General features: G+C 59.7%; 22 protein-coding genes. 13 read left to right on the forward strand and 9 right to left on the reverse strand.

Annotated elements, in window-relative coordinates:
* The first annotated feature begins 45 nt into the window (after nucleotides 1-45).
* From KHU30_RS14655 to KHU30_RS14660, 3 genes are all read left to right on the forward strand, one after another.
* Nucleotides 46-1,641, forward strand: coding sequence for an MFS transporter (locus KHU30_RS14655; RefSeq protein ID WP_211443371.1), 1,596 nt, complete (start codon nucleotides 46-48; stop codon nucleotides 1,639-1,641).
* 168 nt (nucleotides 1,642-1,809) lie between these two features.
* Nucleotides 1,810-1,938: a hypothetical protein gene (locus KHU30_RS25395; RefSeq protein ID WP_268906984.1), complete on the forward strand. Its 129-nt coding sequence runs from the start codon at nucleotides 1,810-1,812 to the stop codon at nucleotides 1,936-1,938.
* A 181-nt stretch (nucleotides 1,939-2,119) separates the two neighbouring features.
* Nucleotides 2,120-2,578 (forward strand): hypothetical protein, encoded by a 459-nt coding sequence (locus KHU30_RS14660; RefSeq protein WP_211443372.1) that lies wholly within the window; start codon nucleotides 2,120-2,122, stop codon nucleotides 2,576-2,578.
* 67 nt (nucleotides 2,579-2,645) lie between these two features.
* On the opposite strand, the gene KHU30_RS14665 is transcribed toward KHU30_RS14660, so the two are convergent.
* Nucleotides 2,646-3,587, reverse strand: a complete 942-nt coding sequence (locus KHU30_RS14665) for a CysB family HTH-type transcriptional regulator (protein ID WP_014007481.1) — start codon at nucleotides 3,585-3,587, stop codon at nucleotides 2,646-2,648.
* A 244-nt stretch (nucleotides 3,588-3,831) separates the two neighbouring features.
* Between KHU30_RS14665 and KHU30_RS14670 the strand changes: the two genes are divergently transcribed.
* The 7 genes from KHU30_RS14670 to cobA all read left to right on the forward strand — a co-directional run bounded on the left by KHU30_RS14670 (nucleotide 3,832) and on the right by cobA (nucleotide 10,839).
* Complete coding sequence (locus tag KHU30_RS14670) at nucleotides 3,832-4,605, forward strand: sulfite exporter TauE/SafE family protein (protein ID WP_211443373.1); 774 nt, start codon at nucleotides 3,832-3,834, stop codon at nucleotides 4,603-4,605.
* A gap of 87 nt (nucleotides 4,606-4,692) precedes the next feature.
* Nucleotides 4,693-6,387 carry a nitrite/sulfite reductase gene (locus KHU30_RS14675; protein ID WP_211443374.1) on the forward strand — a complete coding sequence of 565 codons (1,695 nt, stop codon included), beginning with the start codon at nucleotides 4,693-4,695 and terminating at the stop codon, nucleotides 6,385-6,387.
* Nucleotides 6,374-6,919, forward strand: a complete 546-nt coding sequence (locus tag KHU30_RS14680; protein WP_211443375.1) for a DUF934 domain-containing protein — start codon at nucleotides 6,374-6,376, stop codon at nucleotides 6,917-6,919. The genes KHU30_RS14675 and KHU30_RS14680 overlap by 14 nt, the downstream gene beginning before the upstream one ends.
* 2 nt (nucleotides 6,920-6,921) lie before the next feature.
* A complete protein-coding gene (locus tag KHU30_RS14685; protein WP_211443376.1) occupies nucleotides 6,922-7,665 on the forward strand; it encodes a phosphoadenylyl-sulfate reductase in 744 nt (247 codons plus the stop codon).
* A gap of 62 nt (nucleotides 7,666-7,727) precedes the next feature.
* Nucleotides 7,728-8,663 carry a sulfate adenylyltransferase subunit CysD gene (gene cysD / locus KHU30_RS14690; RefSeq protein ID WP_211443377.1) on the forward strand — a complete coding sequence of 312 codons (936 nt, stop codon included), beginning with the start codon at nucleotides 7,728-7,730 and terminating at the stop codon, nucleotides 8,661-8,663.
* Nucleotides 8,663-10,015, forward strand: a complete 1,353-nt coding sequence (locus KHU30_RS14695) for a sulfate adenylyltransferase subunit 1 (RefSeq protein ID WP_230427397.1) — start codon at nucleotides 8,663-8,665, stop codon at nucleotides 10,013-10,015. The genes cysD and KHU30_RS14695 overlap by 1 nt, the downstream gene beginning before the upstream one ends.
* A 32-nt stretch (nucleotides 10,016-10,047) precedes the next feature.
* Nucleotides 10,048-10,839, forward strand: coding sequence for a uroporphyrinogen-III C-methyltransferase (gene cobA / locus KHU30_RS14700; protein ID WP_211443378.1), 792 nt, complete (start codon nucleotides 10,048-10,050; stop codon nucleotides 10,837-10,839).
* A gap of 34 nt (nucleotides 10,840-10,873) precedes the next feature.
* Here cobA and KHU30_RS14705 read toward each other — a convergent pair whose 3' ends face one another.
* The 3 genes from KHU30_RS14705 to KHU30_RS14715 form a co-directional block, all read right to left on the reverse strand.
* The gene (locus KHU30_RS14705) at nucleotides 10,874-11,050 is read right to left on the reverse strand and encodes a hypothetical protein (RefSeq protein ID WP_211443379.1); all 177 of its coding nucleotides are present in this window, start codon (nucleotides 11,048-11,050) and stop codon (nucleotides 10,874-10,876) included.
* A 146-nt stretch (nucleotides 11,051-11,196) separates the two neighbouring features.
* Nucleotides 11,197-11,403, reverse strand: a complete 207-nt coding sequence (locus KHU30_RS14710) for a hypothetical protein (RefSeq protein WP_211443380.1) — start codon at nucleotides 11,401-11,403, stop codon at nucleotides 11,197-11,199.
* A 339-nt stretch (nucleotides 11,404-11,742) separates the two neighbouring features.
* Nucleotides 11,743-12,147, reverse strand: coding sequence for a hypothetical protein (locus KHU30_RS14715; RefSeq protein ID WP_211443381.1), 405 nt, complete (start codon nucleotides 12,145-12,147; stop codon nucleotides 11,743-11,745).
* Between KHU30_RS14715 and KHU30_RS14720 the strand changes: the two genes are divergently transcribed.
* Complete coding sequence (locus tag KHU30_RS14720) at nucleotides 12,146-12,454, forward strand: hypothetical protein (protein WP_211443382.1); 309 nt, start codon at nucleotides 12,146-12,148, stop codon at nucleotides 12,452-12,454. The genes KHU30_RS14715 and KHU30_RS14720 overlap by 2 nt on opposite strands.
* 257 nt (nucleotides 12,455-12,711) lie before the next feature.
* On the opposite strand, the gene KHU30_RS14725 is transcribed toward KHU30_RS14720, so the two are convergent.
* Nucleotides 12,712-12,918: a DUF3563 family protein gene (locus tag KHU30_RS14725; protein ID WP_211443383.1), complete on the reverse strand. Its 207-nt coding sequence runs from the start codon at nucleotides 12,916-12,918 to the stop codon at nucleotides 12,712-12,714.
* Between the two features lie 133 nt (nucleotides 12,919-13,051).
* Between KHU30_RS14725 and KHU30_RS14730 the strand changes: the two genes are divergently transcribed.
* Nucleotides 13,052-13,963: a LysR substrate-binding domain-containing protein gene (locus KHU30_RS14730; protein ID WP_211443384.1), complete on the forward strand. Its 912-nt coding sequence runs from the start codon at nucleotides 13,052-13,054 to the stop codon at nucleotides 13,961-13,963.
* On the opposite strand, the gene KHU30_RS14735 is transcribed toward KHU30_RS14730, so the two are convergent.
* Genes KHU30_RS14735 through lptF form a run of 3 tightly spaced genes read right to left on the reverse strand, consistent with a single transcriptional unit; the run spans nucleotide 13,944 to nucleotide 16,651 of the window.
* On the reverse strand, nucleotides 13,944-14,339 hold the full coding sequence (locus KHU30_RS14735) for a sirohydrochlorin chelatase (protein ID WP_211443385.1): 396 nt from the start codon (nucleotides 14,337-14,339) through the stop codon (nucleotides 13,944-13,946). The two genes, KHU30_RS14730 and KHU30_RS14735, sit on opposite strands and share 20 nt — an antisense overlap.
* An 18-nt stretch (nucleotides 14,340-14,357) precedes the next feature.
* The gene (gene lptG, locus KHU30_RS14740; protein WP_211443386.1) at nucleotides 14,358-15,491 is read right to left on the reverse strand and encodes an LPS export ABC transporter permease LptG; all 1,134 of its coding nucleotides are present in this window, start codon (nucleotides 15,489-15,491) and stop codon (nucleotides 14,358-14,360) included.
* A complete protein-coding gene (gene lptF, locus KHU30_RS14745; RefSeq protein ID WP_211443387.1) occupies nucleotides 15,488-16,651 on the reverse strand; it encodes an LPS export ABC transporter permease LptF in 1,164 nt (387 codons plus the stop codon). The genes lptG and lptF overlap by 4 nt, the downstream gene beginning before the upstream one ends.
* A gap of 38 nt (nucleotides 16,652-16,689) precedes the next feature.
* Between lptF and KHU30_RS14750 the strand changes: the two genes are divergently transcribed.
* Nucleotides 16,690-18,213, forward strand: coding sequence for a leucyl aminopeptidase (locus KHU30_RS14750; protein ID WP_211443388.1), 1,524 nt, complete (start codon nucleotides 16,690-16,692; stop codon nucleotides 18,211-18,213).
* Between the two features lie 77 nt (nucleotides 18,214-18,290).
* Here KHU30_RS14750 and xth read toward each other — a convergent pair whose 3' ends face one another.
* Nucleotides 18,291-19,058: an exodeoxyribonuclease III gene (gene xth, locus KHU30_RS14755; protein WP_211443389.1), complete on the reverse strand. Its 768-nt coding sequence runs from the start codon at nucleotides 19,056-19,058 to the stop codon at nucleotides 18,291-18,293.
* Between the last annotated feature and the right edge of the window lie 356 nt (nucleotides 19,059-19,414).

The following is a 19,414-nucleotide window of genomic DNA, read 5'->3' on the forward strand; positions in this document are numbered from 1 at the left end:
CATGCTCTGTCCCACCAAGCGGCGACTCCGCCGATAAACAATCATATGGCTATCCATTCCGCCTCCGCGCATTCGAGCGACCAGGTCTTACCCTTCCGTGAATCCTTGCTTGCCATGTTAGGCATTGCCTTCGTGGTGATGCTGGTGGCGCTCGATTCGACCGTGGTCGGCACCGCGCTGCCGACCATCGTCGCCGAGCTGAAAGGCTTCGAACTGTATGCCTGGGTCGCGACTTCCTACCTGCTGACCTCGGTGATCACGGTGCCGATTTTCGGCCGCCTGGGCGACTTCTACGGCCGCAAACCCTTTGTGCTGGTCTCCATCATCCTGTTCACCGCTGCCTCCATCCTGTGCGGCATGTCCGGCAGCATGCTGTGGCTGGTGATCGCCCGCGGCCTGCAAGGGATAGGCGGCGGCATGCTGGTCGGCACGGCGTTTGCGTGCATCCCCGACCTGTTCCCGGGCGCCCACGTGCGCCTGCGCTGGCAAGTGATGATGAGCACCGCGTTCGGCATCGCCACCGCGATCGGGCCGTCGCTGGGCGGCTTCCTGACCCAGTACTGGGGCTGGCGCTGGGTGTTCTATGTCAACCTGCCGGTCGGCGTGCTGTCGCTCTTCTTCGTCTATAAATACCTGCCGCACCTGCGCCATACCCACCCGGACGCCAAGATCCGCCTCGACTGGCCGGGCGCCCTGCTGATCACCGCTTCGCTCGGCTGCCTGCAATTGTTTGTGGAAATGCTGCCGCAGCACGGCTTGTCACTCGGCATGCTGGGCTTGCTGGCGGCCAGCATCGCCAGCTTCGTCGCGCTGTGGAAATGGGAACATCACACGCCGCAGCCTATCCTGCCCTTCGATCTGCTGCTCGACCGCAAGCTCTCGACCCTGTTCCTGCTGTCGGTGCTGAGCGGCTTCTCCATGTTTTCGCTGATGTTCTATGCGCCGCTGCTGTACCAGGGCGGCTTCGGCCTGTCGCCGCAGGAAGCCGGGCTGCTGATCACGCCGCTGGTGGCCTGCATCATGGTGGGCAGCATTTCCAACGGCCGCATCATCCCCCGCCTGAAGAATCCCAACATCATGCTGTACATCGGCTTCACCCTGCTGGCGCTGTCTTGCCTGGGCGTGGTGATTTCCAACCGCTGGACCTCGCACAGCGTGATCGTCTGCTTCATGCTGGCCGGCGGCCTGGGACTGGGCTTCATCCTGCCTAACCTGACCATCTTCATCCAGCAGGAAGCCGGCCGCGAGCATCTCGGCATCGCCACCGCCCTGATGCAATCCTTGCGCATGATCGGCAGCATGCTGGGCACCGCCATCATCGGCACCCTGATCAACCACATGTATGCCGGCAGCGTGCGGCAGGCGCTGGCGGAACAGAAAGCCGGCGACTGGTTCGCAAGTTTCGCCGACCCGCAAATCCTCATCAGCCATGAGACCCAGGCTACCGTGCTGGCGCAGCTGGCCGGCGCCGGCCATCAGGGCCAGCTGTTGCTGGAAGCGGCGCGCGAAGCATTGATCGGCGCTATCCATATGGGCGTGGGACTGGCTGTGGTAGTCACCGGCATTGCCCTCTGGCTGGTGAGCAAGGTGCCGCCGATTACCTTGCACATCAAGCCTGCGGCAGGCGCCGTCACCGAATAGAGAAGCAGTGCAGGCCGGGCTTGCGGCGAGCTTTCACGGTCTGCACATCTGCTTCAACACTGCCTCACAAAGCGTTACATCTCACACCGTCTCGAAGCACCTGTATCAATCCGGCGGTGGCATCCTGAAGTCCTGGTAACTCACATTACTTCACCCAGGACGAAGATCATGAAAAAACTCATTGCCTCGCTGGTGCTTGGCACCATCCTCAGCACCTTGCTGAGCGGCTGTATCGTGGCGCCGATCGGCCCCGGTTATTACCACCCGCATTACTACCATCCGTACGACCGCTATTGATCCCTGCCAAGTACTTAGTACTCTTAAGTACTAAGTAGTAAGTAAAAGTAAGCGGGCTTATGCAATGCAAGTCCATCGGTATAATTTCCAGCCGAAAATCATCCAAATGAACAGGAAATGAACAAGATTTGAGCTTCAGCTTAAATACATTGCCATACAAAAAAATAAACACGGAGCCTCTATGAAACTGATCCACAAACTCGTCCTTTCCTTGCTGCTGGCGCCAGCCGTGCTGCCGCTCGCCGCGCAAGCCGACGAACCCGGCCATCACGGCGCCTACCTGCATGCACTGGCGGATCTGCACGTGGCGCGCTGGCTGATCGACCATCGTCCTGGCGACAACTGGGTCATGGGCCGCAGCGAACAGATCGCCTTGGCCGAGATCGATGCCGCCACGCGCGAGATCACCCAGCTTGGCGTGGACGTCGGCAAGGATGTCTATCGTGAAGAACGGCCGGATGCCCGTCCGGATCGCCGCGGCCGCCTGCATGATGCGGTGGAAGCGCTGGAGCGCGCCCGCAATGACGTCGGCCAGCGCGAAGACGATCCGCGCGTGTTCGGACTGCAGCAGAACGCCATGCAACGCATCGAGGCGGCCAAGCATGCTACCGAAAATGCCATACGCGACGCCGGTTATTGAGAATTGAAGCCTTGAAATAAAAAGGGGCAAGCATCGCGCTTGCCCCTTTTCCTTTTTGCCGGCCGGCTTACAGTTCGTACATGTCCTTCTCGCCGTTCATCACTTGCTCGATCAGCTTGCGGTTCATGGTCGGCGCCAGCAGTTCGATGAAGGTATACACATAGCTGCGCAGATAGGCGCCCTGCTTGACCGCTGCCCGCGAGATATTGGTGCCGAACAGATGGCCGACCGGAATCGAACGCAGGCCGGTATCGCGCTCGGCGTCGAACGCCATGCCAGCGATGATGCCTACCCCCATGCCCAGCTCGACATAGGTCTTGATCACATCGGCGTCGATCGCCTCCAGCAGCACGTCCGGCTTCAGGTTGCGCAAGGAAAACGCATGGTCGATCTTGGTGCGGCCGGTGAAGGCGCTGTCGTAGGTAATCAGCGGGAAGGCAGCGATTTCTTCCAGCGTGATCGCCTTCGACTGCAGCAAAGGATGATCTGGCGGCACCACCACCACGTGCTCCCATTGATAGCAGGGCAAGGTCACCAGGCCGTCGGCATTGACGATGGCTTCGGTCGCCAAGGCCAGGTCGGCCTGGTCGTTGCGCACCATGTCGGCCACCTGCTTCGGATTGCCTTGCAATAACGACAAGCGCACCTTGGGGAATTTCTGGGTGAAGGCCTGCACCACTTTCGGCAAGGCATAGCGCGCCTGGGTATGCGTGGTGGCAATCGTGAAGCTGCCGCTGTCATGTGCGGCGTATTCATTGCCGATGCGCTTGAGGCCATCGATTTCCTGCATGATCAGTTCGACCGACCTGAGCACCGCCCGCCCCGGTTCCGTCAGTCCGCGGATACGCTTGCCGTGCCGTGTAAAAATATCAACACCCAGTTCTTCCTCCAGCTCGATGATCGCCTTGGAGACGCCCGGCTGCGAGGTATACAGCGCCTTGGCTGCCTCGGTCAGGTTGTAATTTTGGCGCACCGCTTCGCGGACGAAGCGGAACTGATGGAGATTCATGAATTTTCCTTGTTTTTTTCTTTAATAAGAATATGTGCGGCACGGCCGGGATATTGACGAAAACATCATTTCACCCCGGCAACTATCTACCCGTATTACTCCCTGCTACACTCAAAGTCCCGCCGCCAGCAACTGCGTTTGCTGTATTTACATATATCAAATACGCATATAAGCAAATAAATAGTCTGTAGTTGGAGATATATGTGAAGTTTATTACGATTCGAGGTGTTTAGTACGAGGTGATATGACTGTTTCTTATGTAGTGAGCGGTTTTGCCGTCGGATTGTTAGTGGGATTGACTGGTGTCGGCGGCGGCTCGCTGATGACGCCTTTGCTGACCCTGCTGTTCGGCATCCATCCCAGCGTTGCTGTCGGCACCGACCTGGCGTTTGCGTCAGTGACAAAGGTCGCCGGTACGGTCGCGCATCGCTCCAAGGGAACCGTCCGCTGGGACATCGTCAGGCTGCTGTCGCTGGGCGCCTTGCCGGCCGCCATCGCCACCGCGCTGATCCTCAAGTACTTAGGCGGCATCAGCAATGAAATCGGCCAGGTCATCCGTTACTCGATCGCCATTTCCGTGCTGCTGACCGTGGTCGCCCTGCTGTTCAAGGGCAGGCTGCAGCTGTGGCTGAACGCGCATCCGGAAAAGCAGCTGCAAGGCAAGAACCTGACTATCGCCACCGTGGTCGCCGGCCTGACATTGGGCGCGCTGGTCACCATGTCGTCGATCGGCGCCGGCGCGGTCGGCGCCACCATCCTGGTGCTGCTGTATCCACGCCTGTCGCCGGCCGAAGTGGCCGGCACCGACATCGCCTACGCAGTGCCACTCACCGCCATCGCCGCGCTCGGCCACTGGTGGCTGGGATCGATCGACTGGAGCCTGCTCGGTGCGCTGCTGCTCGGCTCCGTGCCCGGCATCACGCTCGGCTCGCTGGCAGCACGCGCGGTGCCGGAAAAATTCCTGCGCGGCCTCCTGGCGCTGACGTTGACCAGCGTCGCAGTGAAACTGATTTATTAAGGAGCCGCAGCTTGCGGCTCTTGCATCCGTTTTGAAATAGTCATAAAGGCGTGGCGCAGCTAGCCACAACCCATAAGGAAGACAAAGATGTATCGCTACGATCAATACGATCACCAGATAGTCAAGGAACGGGTCGCACAGTACCGCGACCAGGTACGCCGCCGTTTGTCGGATGAACTGACAGAAGAAGAATTCCTGCCGCTGCGCCTGCAAAACGGCCTGTACATGCAGCGTCATGCTTACATGCTGCGCATCGCGGTGCCTTACGGCATGCTGTCCACGCCGCAAGTGCGCATGTTCGCCCATATCGCCCGCACCTACGACCGCGGCTACGGGCACTTCACCACACGGCAGAACATCCAGTTCAACTGGATCGACCTGGAACAGTCGCCGGACATCCTGGCGGAACTGGCGACGGTGGAAATGCATGCGATCCAGACTTCCGGCAATTGCATCCGCAACACCACCTCGGATGAGCTGGCCGGCGTCGCTGCGGACGAGATCATCGATCCGCGCCCTTACGCAGAAATCATCCGCGAATGGAGCACCTTCCATCCCGAATTCGCTTTCCTGCCGCGCAAATTCAAGATCGCCATCAGCGGTTCCGAGCAGGACCGTGCCGCCACGGCGGTGCATGACATCGGCCTGCACGTGGTCAAGAACGCAGAAGGCGAAGTCGGCTTCCGTTTCCTGGTCGGCGGCGGCATGGGCCGCACGCCCATCATCGGCAGCGTGATCCGCGAATTCCTGCCGTGGCAGCACGCCCTGACTTACCTGGAAGCGATCCTGCGCGTGTACAACCAGTACGGCCGCCGCGACAACAAGTACAAGGCGCGTATCAAGATCCTGGTGAAAGCGCTGGGCGCGGAAGAATTCGCGCGCCAGGTGGAAGCCGAATGGGCTGACATCAAGGACGGCCCGGCCACGCTCACCGTCGAAGAACTGCAGCGCATCGCCCAGTATTTCGTGCCGCCGCCGTATGAAACCCTGCCCGCCAGCGATTCCAGCTTCGAGGAACACAAGGCGGACAACAAGGCTTTCGCCAACTGGCTGCTGCGCAACGTCAAGGCGCACAAGGTGAACGGCTATGCCGCCGTGATCCTGTCGGTCAAAAAAACCGGCGTGCCGCCGGGCGACATCACCGCCGCCCAGCTCGATTTCGTCGCCGACCTGGCCGACCGGTACAGCTTCGGCGAAGTGCGCATCACCCACGAACAGAACCTGGTGCTGGCCGACGTCAAGCTGAGCGACCTGTTCACCGTGTGGCAGGCAGTCAAGGCGCAAGGCCTGGCGACGCCGAACATCGGCCTGCTGACCGACATCATCTGCTGCCCCGGCGGCGATTTCTGCTCGCTGGCGAACGCCAAGTCGATCCCGATCGCGCAAGCCATCGCCGAGAAATTCGACAACCTCGATTTCCAGCACGACATCGGCGAGATCGAACTGAACATCTCCGGCTGCATCAACGCTTGCGGCCACCATCACGTCGGCAACATCGGCATCCTCGGCGTCGACAAGGACGGCTCCGAGTGGTACCAGGTTTCCATCGGCGGTGCGCAGGGTAACAACACCAGCATCGGCAAGATCATCGGACCGTCGTTCTCGGCGCAGCAGATGCCGGTGGTGATCGAGCGCTTGCTGGATGTGTATGTGAAGCAGCGCCACGAAGAAGAATTGTTTATCGATACCGTGCAGCGTCTCGGCGTCGCGCCGTTCAAGGAATACGTCTACGCCAGTCCGATCCCGACCGGTTACACCCATGGGGAGGATGCCTGTGTCTAATATTGATAACGTTGAAATCATCAAGAACCGCGCAGTGGTCGGCGACGACTGGAGCGTCTTGCGCCTGCAAGAAGGCGAAACCGCTGAAAGCGTCAGCATCCCGGGCGGCAAGGTCATCGTCCCGTTCAGCGTCTGGCAAGCCCAGCGCGCGCAGCTGCAGGGCCGTGCTCCGCTCGGCGTATGGCTCAGCAGCGATGCACAGGCCGACGTGCTGAAGGACGATCTCGCGCATTTCGCCGTGGTCGCCGTCGACTTTCCGAAATTTACCGACGGCCGCGGCTACTCGATCGCCTACAACCTGCGTACACGCCTGGCCTACAGCGGCGAGCTGCGCGCCATCGGCGACGTCTTGCGCGACCAGTTGTTCTACATGCAGCGGGTCGGCTTCGACGCCTTTGCGGTGCGCGCCGACAAGAACATCCATGACGCCCTCAAGGGCCTGACCGATTTCACCGAAAAATACCAGACTTCGTGGGACGAAAAAACGCCGCTGTTCCGCCGTGTGAACCGCCAAGCAGTCAGCCAGGATTGATCATGAGCAGCCCGACTCCCTCCCTGCCGGAACTGGTCGCCGCCACCAAGGCGACGCTGGAAAAAATCGCCGCCGAATATACGCCGGCGGTATTCGCCTCCAGCCTGGCGGCTGAAGACATGGTGCTGACCGACTTGATCCTGCGCGGCCAGCTGCAAGACAAGATTTCCATCTTCACGCTTGAAACAGGGCGCTTGCATGCTGAAACGCTGGGCATGCTGAAACGCATCAAGGAAACCTACGATTACGACGTCACGCCGTACCGGCCCCAGCCGGAAGCGGTTGCCGCCTATGTCGAACAGAATGGCTTGAACGCCTTCTACGACAGCGTCGAGATGCGCAAGGAATGCTGCCGCATCCGCAAGATCGAACCGCTCAAGCGCGCCCTGGCCGGCAACAAGGCCTGGATCACCGGCCAGCGCCGGGCGCAGTCGCTGACCCGCGCCGAGCTCCATGTACAAGAGCAGGATGAAGCACACGGCATGAGCAAGTTCAATCCGCTGGCCGACTGGTCGGAAGAAGACGTCTGGCAGTACATCCGCAGCAACAACGTGCCGTACAATCCATTGCACGACAAGGGCTATCCCTCGATCGGCTGCGAACCTTGCACGCGCGCCATCCAGCCAGGCGAAGACGTGCGCGCCGGCCGCTGGTGGTGGGAAAACCCGGAATCCAAGGAATGCGGACTGCATGTGGTGGACGGCAAACTGATACGCATCAAATCCGTCTCGCAGCAGAACGCCTGAATCGCTGAATCATTCCATCGTTGAATCCCGATGCATCGCTTCATTAAAAGACAAGAACCGATATGAACACAGTTGTTGAAAATTTTTTCCTGGACAAAGCCGCTAACCGCCATCTCGACTGGCTGGAATCGGAAGCCATCCACATCATGCGCGAAGTGGCGGCGGAATGCAGCAATCCGGCCCTGCTGTTCTCGGGCGGGAAGGATTCGGTGGTGATGCTGCGCCTGGCGGAAAAGGCTTTCCGCCCCGGCAAATTTCCTTTCCCGCTGGTGCATATCGATACCGGCCACAACTTCGCCGAAGTGATCACCTTCCGCGACAAGCGCGTGGCGGAACTGGGCGAACGCCTGATCGTCGGCTCGGTCGAGGATTCGATCAAGCGCGGCACCGTGCGCCTGCGCAATCCGCAGACCGATTCGCGCAATGCAGCGCAAGCCGTGACACTGCTGGAAACCATCGCCGAGCACAAGTTCGACGCCTGCATCGGCGGCGCCCGCCGCGATGAAGAGAAGGCGCGCGCCAAGGAACGCATTTTTTCCTTCCGCGACGAATTCGGCCAATGGAATCCAAAGGCGCAACGGCCGGAACTCTGGGACTTGTACAACACCCGCGTGCACCCGGGCGAAAACATGCGCGTGTTCCCGATCTCCAACTGGACCGAACTCGACGTCTGGCAATACATCGCCCGTGAAAAACTGGAACTGCCGCCCATCTACTTCGCCCATCAGCGCCAGGTGATCCCGCGCAACGGCTTGCTGGTGCCGCTCACCGACCTGACCCCGGCGCGCGAAGGCGAAGTGGTGGAAACCCGCGAAGTGCGCTTCCGCACCGTCGGCGACATTTCCTGCACCTGCCCGGTAGCCTCCGATGCGGCGACAGTCGAAGCCATCATCGCGGAAACCGCGGTGACCCAGATCACAGAACGCGGCGCAACCCGGATGGATGACCAGACTTCGGAAGCCTCGATGGAAAAACGCAAAAAAGAAGGATATTTCTGATGAACGCCGTGGTTAACAACGTGAACAGCAACTTCAACAGCGATAGCGACACTGCGCCACAGGCACGCGGCCAGGAACGAGGCCTGCTGCGCTTCATTACCGCCGGCTCGGTGGATGACGGCAAGAGCACCCTGATCGGCCGCCTGCTGTTCGACAGCAAGGGCATCTTCGCCGACCAGCTGGATGCCATGTCGCGCGCCAAGCACAAGCGCACGGTCGGCGACGCCATCGACCTGTCCCTGCTGACCGACGGCCTGGAAGCCGAGCGCGAACAAGGCATCACCATCGACGTCGCCTACCGCTATTTCGCCACGCCGAAGCGCAAGTTCATCATCGCCGACACACCCGGCCACGAACAGTACACGCGCAACATGGTGACCGGCGCCTCGACCGCCGATGCGGTCATCATCCTGATCGACGTCTCCAAGGTCAAGCTTGGCGACGACGGCAGCGTTGAACTGCTGACACAGACCAAGCGCCATTCGACCATTGCGCACCTGCTGCAGATCGAGCACGTGGTGGTGGCGGTCAACAAGATGGACCTGGTGAACTACGACCAGACCGTGTATGACCGCATCGTCGCCGCCTACCAGGAATTCGCCGAGCAGCTCGGCCTGCGCGATGTGCGTCCGATCCCGCTGTCGGCGCTGGCCGGCGACAACGTGGTGGCGGCCGGCGACAAGATGCCTTGGCATAGGGGTCCGACCCTGATCGAACTGCTGGAATCGCTCAGCGTCTACGACGAATCGCACGACGAGCCGTTCCGCTTTCCGGTGCAGCTGGTGGCGCGCCACAACGGCCATGAAGCCAACGATTTCCGCGGCTACATGGGCCGCATCGAAGCCGGCAAGGTCAGCAAGGGCGACAAGCTGATCGTGCAGCCCAGCGGCCAGAGCGCCACCGTGAAAGACATCCTGGTGCTGGAAGGTTCGCTGCCGTCGGCTGCGGTCGGCCAGTCGGTGACCCTGCTGCTGGAAGAATACCTGGACATTTCGCGCGGCGACATGCTGACTTCGGTGGAGCGCGCCCCTGCCCTGCTGAAGACCGTCAGCGCCGATCTCTGCTGGCTGTCGGAAGATGCGCTCGACTTGCGCCGCAAATACTGGCTCAAGCACAGCACCAAGCAAACCGCGGCGCGCATCACCAGGATCGATACGCTGCTCGACATCAATACCCAGCAGCGCCGCCCTGCGGAATCGCTGAAACTGAACGACATCGCCAGCGTTTCGCTCAATCTGCAGCAAGCCATCGCTGCCGATTCCTACGACGAGATCCGCGCCACCGGCGCCTTCATCCTGATCGACGAAGTCACGCACCAGACCGTCGCCGCTGGCATGATCCGTCTCGACTGAGCCCACCCCTGACCCAAGCACCGGACCACGCCATGCAAGCCACACACGCCAGCACTCAAGCCGCCCATGGCAAAGTCTATCTGATCGGCGCCGGCCCTGGCGCCGCCGACCTGATCACGGTGCGCGGCGCCCGCCTGCTAGCGCAGGCCGACGTCGTGCTGCACGATGCCCTGGTGACGGAAGACATGCTGGCGCTGTGTCCGCAAGCCTTGAAGATCGCAGTCGGCAAACGCTGCGGCAAGCTCTCCACCGCGCAGCAGTTCATCAACAAGCAGCTGGTCGACAGTGCCCGCAAATATGCCGTGGTGGTGCGTCTGAAGGGTGGCGATCCGATGCTGTTCGGCCGTGCCGATGAAGAACTGCGGGCGCTGGAAAAGCACGGCATCGCGGTCGAAGTGGTGCCAGGCATCAGCGCTGCGCTGGCGGCGGCCGCCACGTCGCAGCAGCCATTGACCAAGCGGGGTGTGGCGCGCAGCGTGGCTTTCTTCACTTCCAGCACCGCGCCCGGCGAATCGGATCAGGTCAATATGCCGAACTGCGACACGCTGGTGCAATACATGGGCGGCCGCGAAGCAGCAGCCACTGCACAGCGGCTGCTGGCGCAAGGCCGCTCCGCTGGAATGCCGGTGGTGGTGGTGGAAAACTGCAGCCGCGACAACCAGCGCATCCTGCGCCTGCGCCTGGATCAGCTGGAGCAAGGCTTGCAGCAATGCGAAGGTCCGGTGCTGGTGATGATTGGCGAGGCGCTGGCCAGCCGCGCCGAACAGCCGGCGGCGATCGGTCAGCCTGGATCGGCCCAGGCCAAGGCCAGGAATGCGGCCTAAGAACGCTGCTTAAAGCAGGCCGCCGGATATTCGTTTAGCGAACGACAGGCTTGGCGTGGATTTCCGACGCCAGTGCTTTTTGCAGGACCGGGCCGGACTGTTCCAGGCGGTCTTCCGGTGACAAGACATTGATCCAGCTGACCAGGCCGACGGCCACTACGGTCAATACCAGGAATACTGCTACTCTTTTATTCAAAAATTCCCATTTCATTGTTGACTCCTTACTTGCGATATTTCCTTTAATTCCGGCGCTTTCCGGCCTGCGCTGCGACGAATGCAGCACTGCCGGGAAACCAGCGCATTCCAATAAAAGCCGTCCTGCCGCTGCCGCGGCAGGGACCTCTTCCAATTTCTTGTTTAACGTCCGTTGCGCGTCGCCAGCACGCCATACATGCCGACTGCGCGATCGCCGACGCCGGCATCGGGCCGGGCTTGCGTGGCCTTGGCGGACAACGCCGAAGCCTGGCTAGGCGACCAGCCGAAGGTCCAGCTGCTGCCGCTACCGTTATTTGCTTTTTTGTGTTTGCCGGATGCCAGACCCAGCAGGGTTTTGATAGTCATCATTCCACCTCTTCATGTAAGGCTTCGCAGGCGTCGGATAAACGACAGCATTGGCGAAGCCGAATCGTCATGGAAAGCGATTGTGCAACGCGCCTGTTGGGGCACGCACGACAGCGGCGGTGAAAGAGAGATATTCCGCCAGTCGATTGCAAGCTGAACAGCCTGGCTAATCGACACGGGAAAAGTGAGGATGGCTAGACTGCTGCAGACAAGTGCAAGCAGACAATTGCTTTACGTATTCTTGCTACTGAGTTCGTTACTGAATTTCTGTTCCGGTAAGCCGGGCAACTGGGACAGTCCATTGCAAAAGCTCCTGATTCAAAAATGCCTGATCAAGCCAGATCAAGCCGGTTGTGCCGTTGGACCCGCGCTGCGCGCGGAAGGTTCATAGGCGACCTGTGCCGCCCGCGCCGAACGCTTGGGAATGCTTTCCCAGCGTACGCTGCGGACGCTGATTTCCTGCGCCAGGCGGGTCACCAGCTGCACCAGTCCGGCACGCTCGCGCACCGAGCATTTGACTTCCACCGTGATGGCAGTCAGGTTAGCCTGCACCGCAGGCTCGTTGGCTTGATAGGTAACGTCATAGCTCGCCAGCAGCCGGCGCATCAAGTCTTCCAGATGCGCCACTTCCGAACTGCGGCAGGTGGTCACGATGCGATACGGCAGAGCAGAGTCGCGATCTTCCTGCGGTGCAGCGAACGAAGAACGATGTTTTTTAAAAAATGCATGCAGTTTGTTGAATGGCATGACGATTTCCTTCCCACTTCCGTTGTTCCTGCATGCCGGGCGGGCGCATGGATGCATTTCCTGCCAGGACCGTCGCCTGGCTGAACGCCTGACCTGCAAGATGCACAGGAAAAACGCCAAGCCCGGGAAGATCCGGAACCGGAAATACACGGTCGCACGCGATCCGCCAGATGGCGGCACGAACAATCGGTATTACAAAAAAGGATGGGAGTATCGTTGCGGCGTTACCTGCTACAACGTTGCCAAGATGTTTACCGCAGAATGTAAAAATCGGGCGATAAACCTGACGATACTACAGCTCGCATAGACGCAAGCTGCAGCGGACGACGGAGGTCTGCTAAAGACTATGCGTAATGTGCCGGGCTGAGGACCCATCCACCGCTACTACTAGAACAACTGTCCAAAATATGGACCTCCATACAATGCAATAACAAGATTATATTTCTGGCTGGCTATTCTGTCAAGTAAATGACTTTACAATTCCTGAAATTTGTGCCTTGCCAACACATCTGCGGCGATTGGAAATCGCCACAGCATTCGCCGCCGTCCGCCACCGGATACGGTTCAGTAAGAACCGATCCTCAACACCCGCAGCGTGTGCAAAACCGAACCGTGGCGGCAGTCCAGCACCCGCATGCGGCGCTCCAGGTCCTGATGATCCGCTGCCGCGGCAAGATAGGCATGCTCCGCCTCCGGCAGCGTTACGCCAGTGCCGGCAACGATTCTTTTCCAGCGGTTCTTAATATTAGAAAAATTATTAGATAGCGACATACAAGACCCCCAATATAAACACCAGAAATTCTCTGCTGGAAAGCCAAATCTTCGAGAACAATGCTTGTAGCATAGGCTCATCAAGTTTAGACTGAAAGCCGTATTTTCTATCCGCAATATAAGTTTATTTAACATGAAAACCAGACTTCCCCCGCTCAAGCCCCTGCGCGTATTCGAAGCCGTGGTACGCACCGGCAGCCTGACCCAGGCCGCCGCCGAACTGCACATCACGCACAGCGCAGTGAGCCAGCAGATCAAGCTGCTGGAGCAGTATTTCGGCGTCACCCTGTTTGCCAGGGGCCAGCGCGGCGTCGAGCCTACCGAGGCGGCGCGGCTGTTTTTCACCGACGTCAAAGCCGGGCTGGACCGTATCGCATTGGGAGCGGAGCAATTGCTAAATACCGGCAAGGTGCGCATCATCCGGGTCAGCTGCACGCCGTCGATGGCGATGCGCTGGCTGATTCCGCGGCTGTCGTCGTTCCAGATTGAGAATCCGCGCGTGGAAATCCGCGTCACCACCTCGACCATGGCGGTGGAGGCGATCAAGGAGCCGTTCGATGTGCTGATACGGCGCAGCCCGATGCACAGGGCCGACTATGAATGCATACGCTTCCTGGACGATGTGCTGACGCCGGTGGCGTCGCCGCGCTACCTGCAGCAGCATCCGCTCACGCAGCCGCAAGATCTGCTGCAGGCTTCCCTACTGCATCTGTCAAGCCGTTCGGAAACCTGGACCCGCTGGTTCGTCGAAGTCGGCGTGCCGATCAAAGGCCAGCTGCCGGGCCAGATCTATGAACATTTCTTCTTGAGTTTGCAGGCGGCGCTCACCGATCTCGGTGTGGCCATGGGCTCGCTGGCCCTGATGGAAGACGATCTCGCGCACGGCAGCCTGCTGCCGCCGTTTCCACACTTGCGCTTGCAGGACAAGGGGTTTCACTTGCTGTACCGCGCCAGCCTGCAGGACCCGGTGCTGAGCAACTTCATCGCCTGGCTGCAGGCCAAGGGCAGGCAGACTTCGGAAAGTATCAGGGTCTCGGCAGGGTAGAAGCGCAATAGGCGGCGATTGCATCGAGCACCTGCGGCTGCTCGCCTGCCGCCTGCGCCACCGTAATTGCCAGTTGCGGGTGCAGTTGCTGCGCCTGTGCGATGAGGGCTGGCAGATCGCGCCGCACATGGCCGCCCTGACCGAGGAATACCGGCACCACGCTTACTTCGCGGATGCCCTCCGCCGCCAGCTGCTGCAGCAATCCCGGCAAATCCGGCTGCATCAATTCGAGGAAAGCCAGGCCGACCCGCAACTCCGGCCGCTGCTGCCGGAGAATCTGCTGCAAGGCTTCAAACGGCGTCGCCCACAAAGGATCCCGCGCGCCATGGGCAAACAGGATAAGCGCTTGATGCGGGGCCGGAGACGTTTGTGACATACGCTGATCTGAGCGCCGCTACTGCCGCTCAATCTTCCACAAGGCGCCGATCGCAATCAGCAGGTACAAGGTGCTGGGCAAAGCCGCGGTAAAGAATGGCGGCCAGGTATTCAACAAACCCAAATGAGAGAACAGCGTATTGACCAGCTGGAAACTGACGCCGATCATGATGCCGGTAAAGATCTTCAAGCTGACGCCGCCGGTGCGGAAATGCAGGTAGGCAAACGGCAAGGCCAGCGCCATCATCACGAATACCGAAAACGGGTACACCAGTTTTTTCCAGAACGCGATGTCGTAGCGTTCGCTGTGCTGGTTGTTTTCTTCCAGATGCTTGGAATAGGCCCACAAATTGTAGGCCGACATATGATCCGGATCGGCAAACAGGACCGACAGGATCTCCGGCGTGATTTCCGAAACCAGGTCTTTGCTGGGAAATTTCTTGGTGGCGATCGCCGTGGTGATGTCTTCGGTCGAGCTGCCGTTGACGAAGTCGGTCTGCACCACATCATCCAGGCGCCAGACATGCTGGCCCTTATAGTCGGCGTGGCCGGCCTGGATCAGCCCGGTCATGTGCAGGTTGCGGTCGAACTCGTACAGCTTGACGCCGACCAGCTGGCCATCCGGCTTGATCTCGGCGATGTTGATGAAACGCGAACCGGTGATTTCGCCGCTGGTGCCGTCGGTGCGGATCACGTCCTTACTCCACAGGCCGGTCTTGAATTTCTGCGAAATCGACGAACCCTTGGCTTGCAGCTTCAGCTTTTCGGCAAACTCTGCGCTCTTGGGCGAGACGAACTCGCCGATCAGGACAGTGGCCACCACGAACAGCAAGCCGATCTTGATCAGGATCTTGGCGGTCATGAAGGTCGACATGCTGGACACGCGCATGATGGTGAACTCAGAACGCGCGGCGAACTGCGACAAGGTGTAGATGGTGCCGATCAGCGCCGCGATCGGCATCAGTTCATAGGCGTAGCTGGGCAGGCCCAGCAGGACGAACACGAAGGCATGCTGCAGCTTGTAGCCGCCATGGCCGACCGACTTCAGCTCCGTGGTCAGGTCAAAGAACGCGAACAGCGCCAGGAACGCCGCCAGCGTAAACAAGACTGAACGGACAATCTCGGAAGTAAAGTAGCGTTGCAATACCTTCATGCTGCCGCCGATTTTTTAGTCGAATTGCGATTCGAATTTTTAACTTTAAGCAGGCGCGCATGCTTGATTGCGGACCACATCACGAGCGGATGCCAGCGGCTGTTGACGTTCAGGCGCCACATGAACAGCAGGCCGACGACGATCAGCACGATCAGATGCATGGGCCACCAGGCCAGCAAGAACGACAGGCGGCCCTGCACCACCGCGGCCTGGAAAATGCTGGTGACGTTGCTGTAGGAAACGTACAGCAGCAGCGCGATCAGCAGGCTGGCGGAACGGCCCACCCGCGGGTTGACGAAGCTGAGCGGTATCGCCAGCAGCATCAGGCACAGCGCCATCAGCGGCAGCGACAAGCGCCACAGCAGTTCGCCCAGGTTGAAACCGTTGCGATCCTTCAGCAAATCGGCGGTCGGCAAGGCCTGCGCCGAGCGGTCGCCATTCTCGGCCTGCGAATTGCTGGCGACCAGCACCCCGTAGCGCTCGAACTCCATCTGGCGGAACTCGTTCTTGCCGGACAGGACGTCGTAGCGGCGTCCTTTCGACAGGATCAGGAATTTGTCGCCGTTCTTGTCGATTTCCAGGTTGCCTTCCTTGGCCACCACGATGCTGTTCTTGCCATCCTGCTGGGTATTGACGAAAACGTTCTTGACCTTGGTGCTGTCGCCGGAAACGCCCTCGACGAAAAAGATGCGGTTGGCGGCGGCCGATTCCTGGAACTTGCCGGGAGAAACACGGGAAATATCTTCGCGCTTTTCAAAGCGCTCGCGGTATTGCGCGCTCTGGCTATTAGCCCAGGGCGTCGCCACGAAACTCAGGATGGCTGTCAGGACAATGATCGGCAAACCGAATTCCAGCACCGGCCGGACCCAGCGCACCAGGCTCTGGCCGGACGCAAACCAGACCACCATTTCGGAATCCTGGTAGCTACGCGTGACCACCAGCAGCACCGAGACATAGCCGGTCAGGATCAGCAGGACCGGCATGTAGTTGAGGGATTGAAAACCAATCAGCGCGACCACATCCTGGGACGCAATCTGGCCTCCGGCTGCTTGTCCCAGAATCTTGATCAACATTACCGTGACGATAATTGTGAAGAGCGTGGTGAAAACTGCGCCGGCAGTGCTAATTAATTCGCGTCGGAGTGCGCGCTGAAAGATCATTGGGGAATATAATTGCGGATCAAAAAAAGGAGTAAGTGATGGACTTTAGCATAAAAACCATTGACGCAAAAACCTCAATTGCCTCTCTGAAAGCCGGCTGTATCGCAGTCGGGATCTATGAAAACAAGAAACTCTCGCCACAAGCGCAAGCTCTTGACAAATCTGGTGAAATCACTGCTGCACTAAAGTCCGGAGATATTTCCGGTAAACCAGGCTCCACTTTGCTGTTGCGCAAAGTCGCCGGCGTCGCCGCCGAGCGCGTGCTGCTGATCGGCCTCGGTCCGGACGGCGAACTGAACGACAAGGCCATGTCCATGGCGGCCCTGTGCGTAGCGCGGACCATCGCTACCCTGGGCGGCAACGATGCCCTGCTGGCGCTGCCGTTCGACGGCCTGGCCAAGCAAACCCCGGCACGCGACCTGGCATGGGCTATCCGCAACAGCATCCTGGTGCTGCGCGATAACAGCTATCGTTCGGACACACTCAAAAGTAAAAAAGAGACAACACTCTCCGGCGTCAAGAAAATTGCCTTCCTGGTCACCGCCGCCAATGCGGCAGCAGCCAAGCAAGCCGTGGCTGAAGGCCTGGCCCTGGCCAACGGCATCGACCTGACCAAGGAACTGGGCAACCTGCCCGGCAACGTCTGCACCCCGACCTACCTGGCCAACACCGCCAAGAAACTGGCCAAGGAATTCAAGCTGGCGGTCGAAGTACTGGACCGCAAGCAGCTCGAAGCCTTGAAAATGGGCAGCTTCCTGTCGGTCGCGCGCGGCGGCGGCGAAGCGCCGAAGTTCATCATCATCAAGCACATGGGCGGCAAGGCCAAGGATGCGCCGACCGTACTGGTCGGCAAGGGCATCACCTTTGACACCGGCGGCATCTCGCTCAAGGGCGGCGCCGGCATGGATGAAATGAAGTACGACATGTGCGGCGCCGGTTCGGTGCTGGGCACCATCCGCGCCATCGCTGAACTGAAGCTGAAGCTGAACGTCATCGGCGTGATTCCTGCTACGGAAAACATGCCTTCCGGCACAGCGACCAAGCCTGGCGATATCGTCACTTCCATGTCCGGCCAGACCATCGAGATCCTCAACACCGACGCCGAAGGCCGCCTGGTGCTGTGCGATGCCCTGACCTACGTGGAACGCTTCAAGCCGGCTGCCGTGGTCGATATCGCGACGCTGACCGGCGCCTGCGTGACTTCCCTCGGCCATCACAACTCCGGCCTGTTCACCCGTCACGACAGCGCGCATGACGCCCTGGCCAACGAGTTGCTGAGCGCCGGCAAGGCGACCGGCGACACCGCATGGCGCATGCCTATCGAAGACAGCTACCAGGAACAGCTGAAGTCGAATTTTGCCGATATGGCAAACATCGGCGGTCCGGCCGGCGGCAGCATCACCGCAGCCTGCTTCCTGGAACGCTACACCAAGAAATACACCTGGGCCCACCTCGACATCGCCGGCACGGCATGGAAGAGCGGCGCGGCCAAAGGCGCGACCGGCCGTCCGGTGGCGCTGCTGACCACTTTCCTGATGAACCGCGCCGCGGCGGCCAAGTAATCAGTAAGTAAATAGCATGGAAAACGGGGTGTTGGCATGACTGCCAACACCCCGTTTTTATTTCTACAGCCGTCGAATCAGCCTAGCGTAGCGATCACCGGCGCATGATCCGAAGGCTGCTCCCATTTGCGCGGCGCCTTGTCGATCACGCATGCGGTGCATTGCGCCGCCAGCGGCGGCGACAGCAGGATATGGTCGATCCGCATGCCGCGATTGAGGCGGAATCCCATCTGCCGGTAGTCCCACCAGCTGAACAGTTTTTCCGGCTGCTCGAACATGCGGAAAGCATCGGTCAGCTCAAGCGCCTGCAAGCGCGCAAACGCCGCCCGCTCGGGCGGCGACACCAGGTTCTGCCCCACCCATGCCGCCGGATCGTGGACGTCGCGGTCTTCCGGCGCGATATTGTAATCGCCCAAGAGCACCAGCTTGGCATGCTGCTGGCGCTCGCTCTGCAGCCAGTCATGCAAGGCGTCCAGCCATTGCAGCTTGTACTGGTATTTTTCCGTGTCGGGCGCCTGACCGTTGGGGATATAGGCGCACACCACCCGTATGCCCTCGATAGTGGCGGCAATGATCCGCTGCTGCAGGTCTTCGTACAGCGGATTGTTCTTGACCACGTCGGCGATCGGGTGACGTGACAAAATCGCAACGCCGTTATAAGTCTTCTGGCCGCTGAACACCACGTGGTAGCCGGCAGCTTCGATTTCCGCCGCGGGAAATTTATCGTCGGTCAGCTTGGTTTCCTGCAGGGCCAGGATGTCGACCGGGTTGTCGGCCAGCCACTGCAACACTTGCGGCAGGCGTACCTTGAGGGAGTTGACGTTCCACGTTGCGATCTTTTTCATTACTACACATCCTTATTTGGCGCGGGTTTCGGAGAGTATCCGGCGGATTTCAGATCTCTGGCCACCCAGTTGATCCAGGTATGACTACCCGGCGTGACAGGCAGCAATGTTACCGCACCCGCTAGCCGGCCGGGGTATGCCTTATTAAAGTCCGCCCGGCCGACTTGAATCACCTACCCACTTAAGTACGGCGACGACCGTCCCCTCACCTTAAATTTGCCCGAGGAAAGGGTATCGCGGCGGCGATTACTTATGCAACAACGCCTTTGATATTCTTAATACCCAATACATAAACTGGAGATGAATTTAAATAAATACAAATCGATAATTAATACCTTTAACTTGAAATATGATAA

Source organism: Collimonas humicola, from assembly GCF_018304945.1.
GTDB lineage: Bacteria > Pseudomonadota > Gammaproteobacteria > Burkholderiales > Burkholderiaceae_D > Collimonas > Collimonas humicola.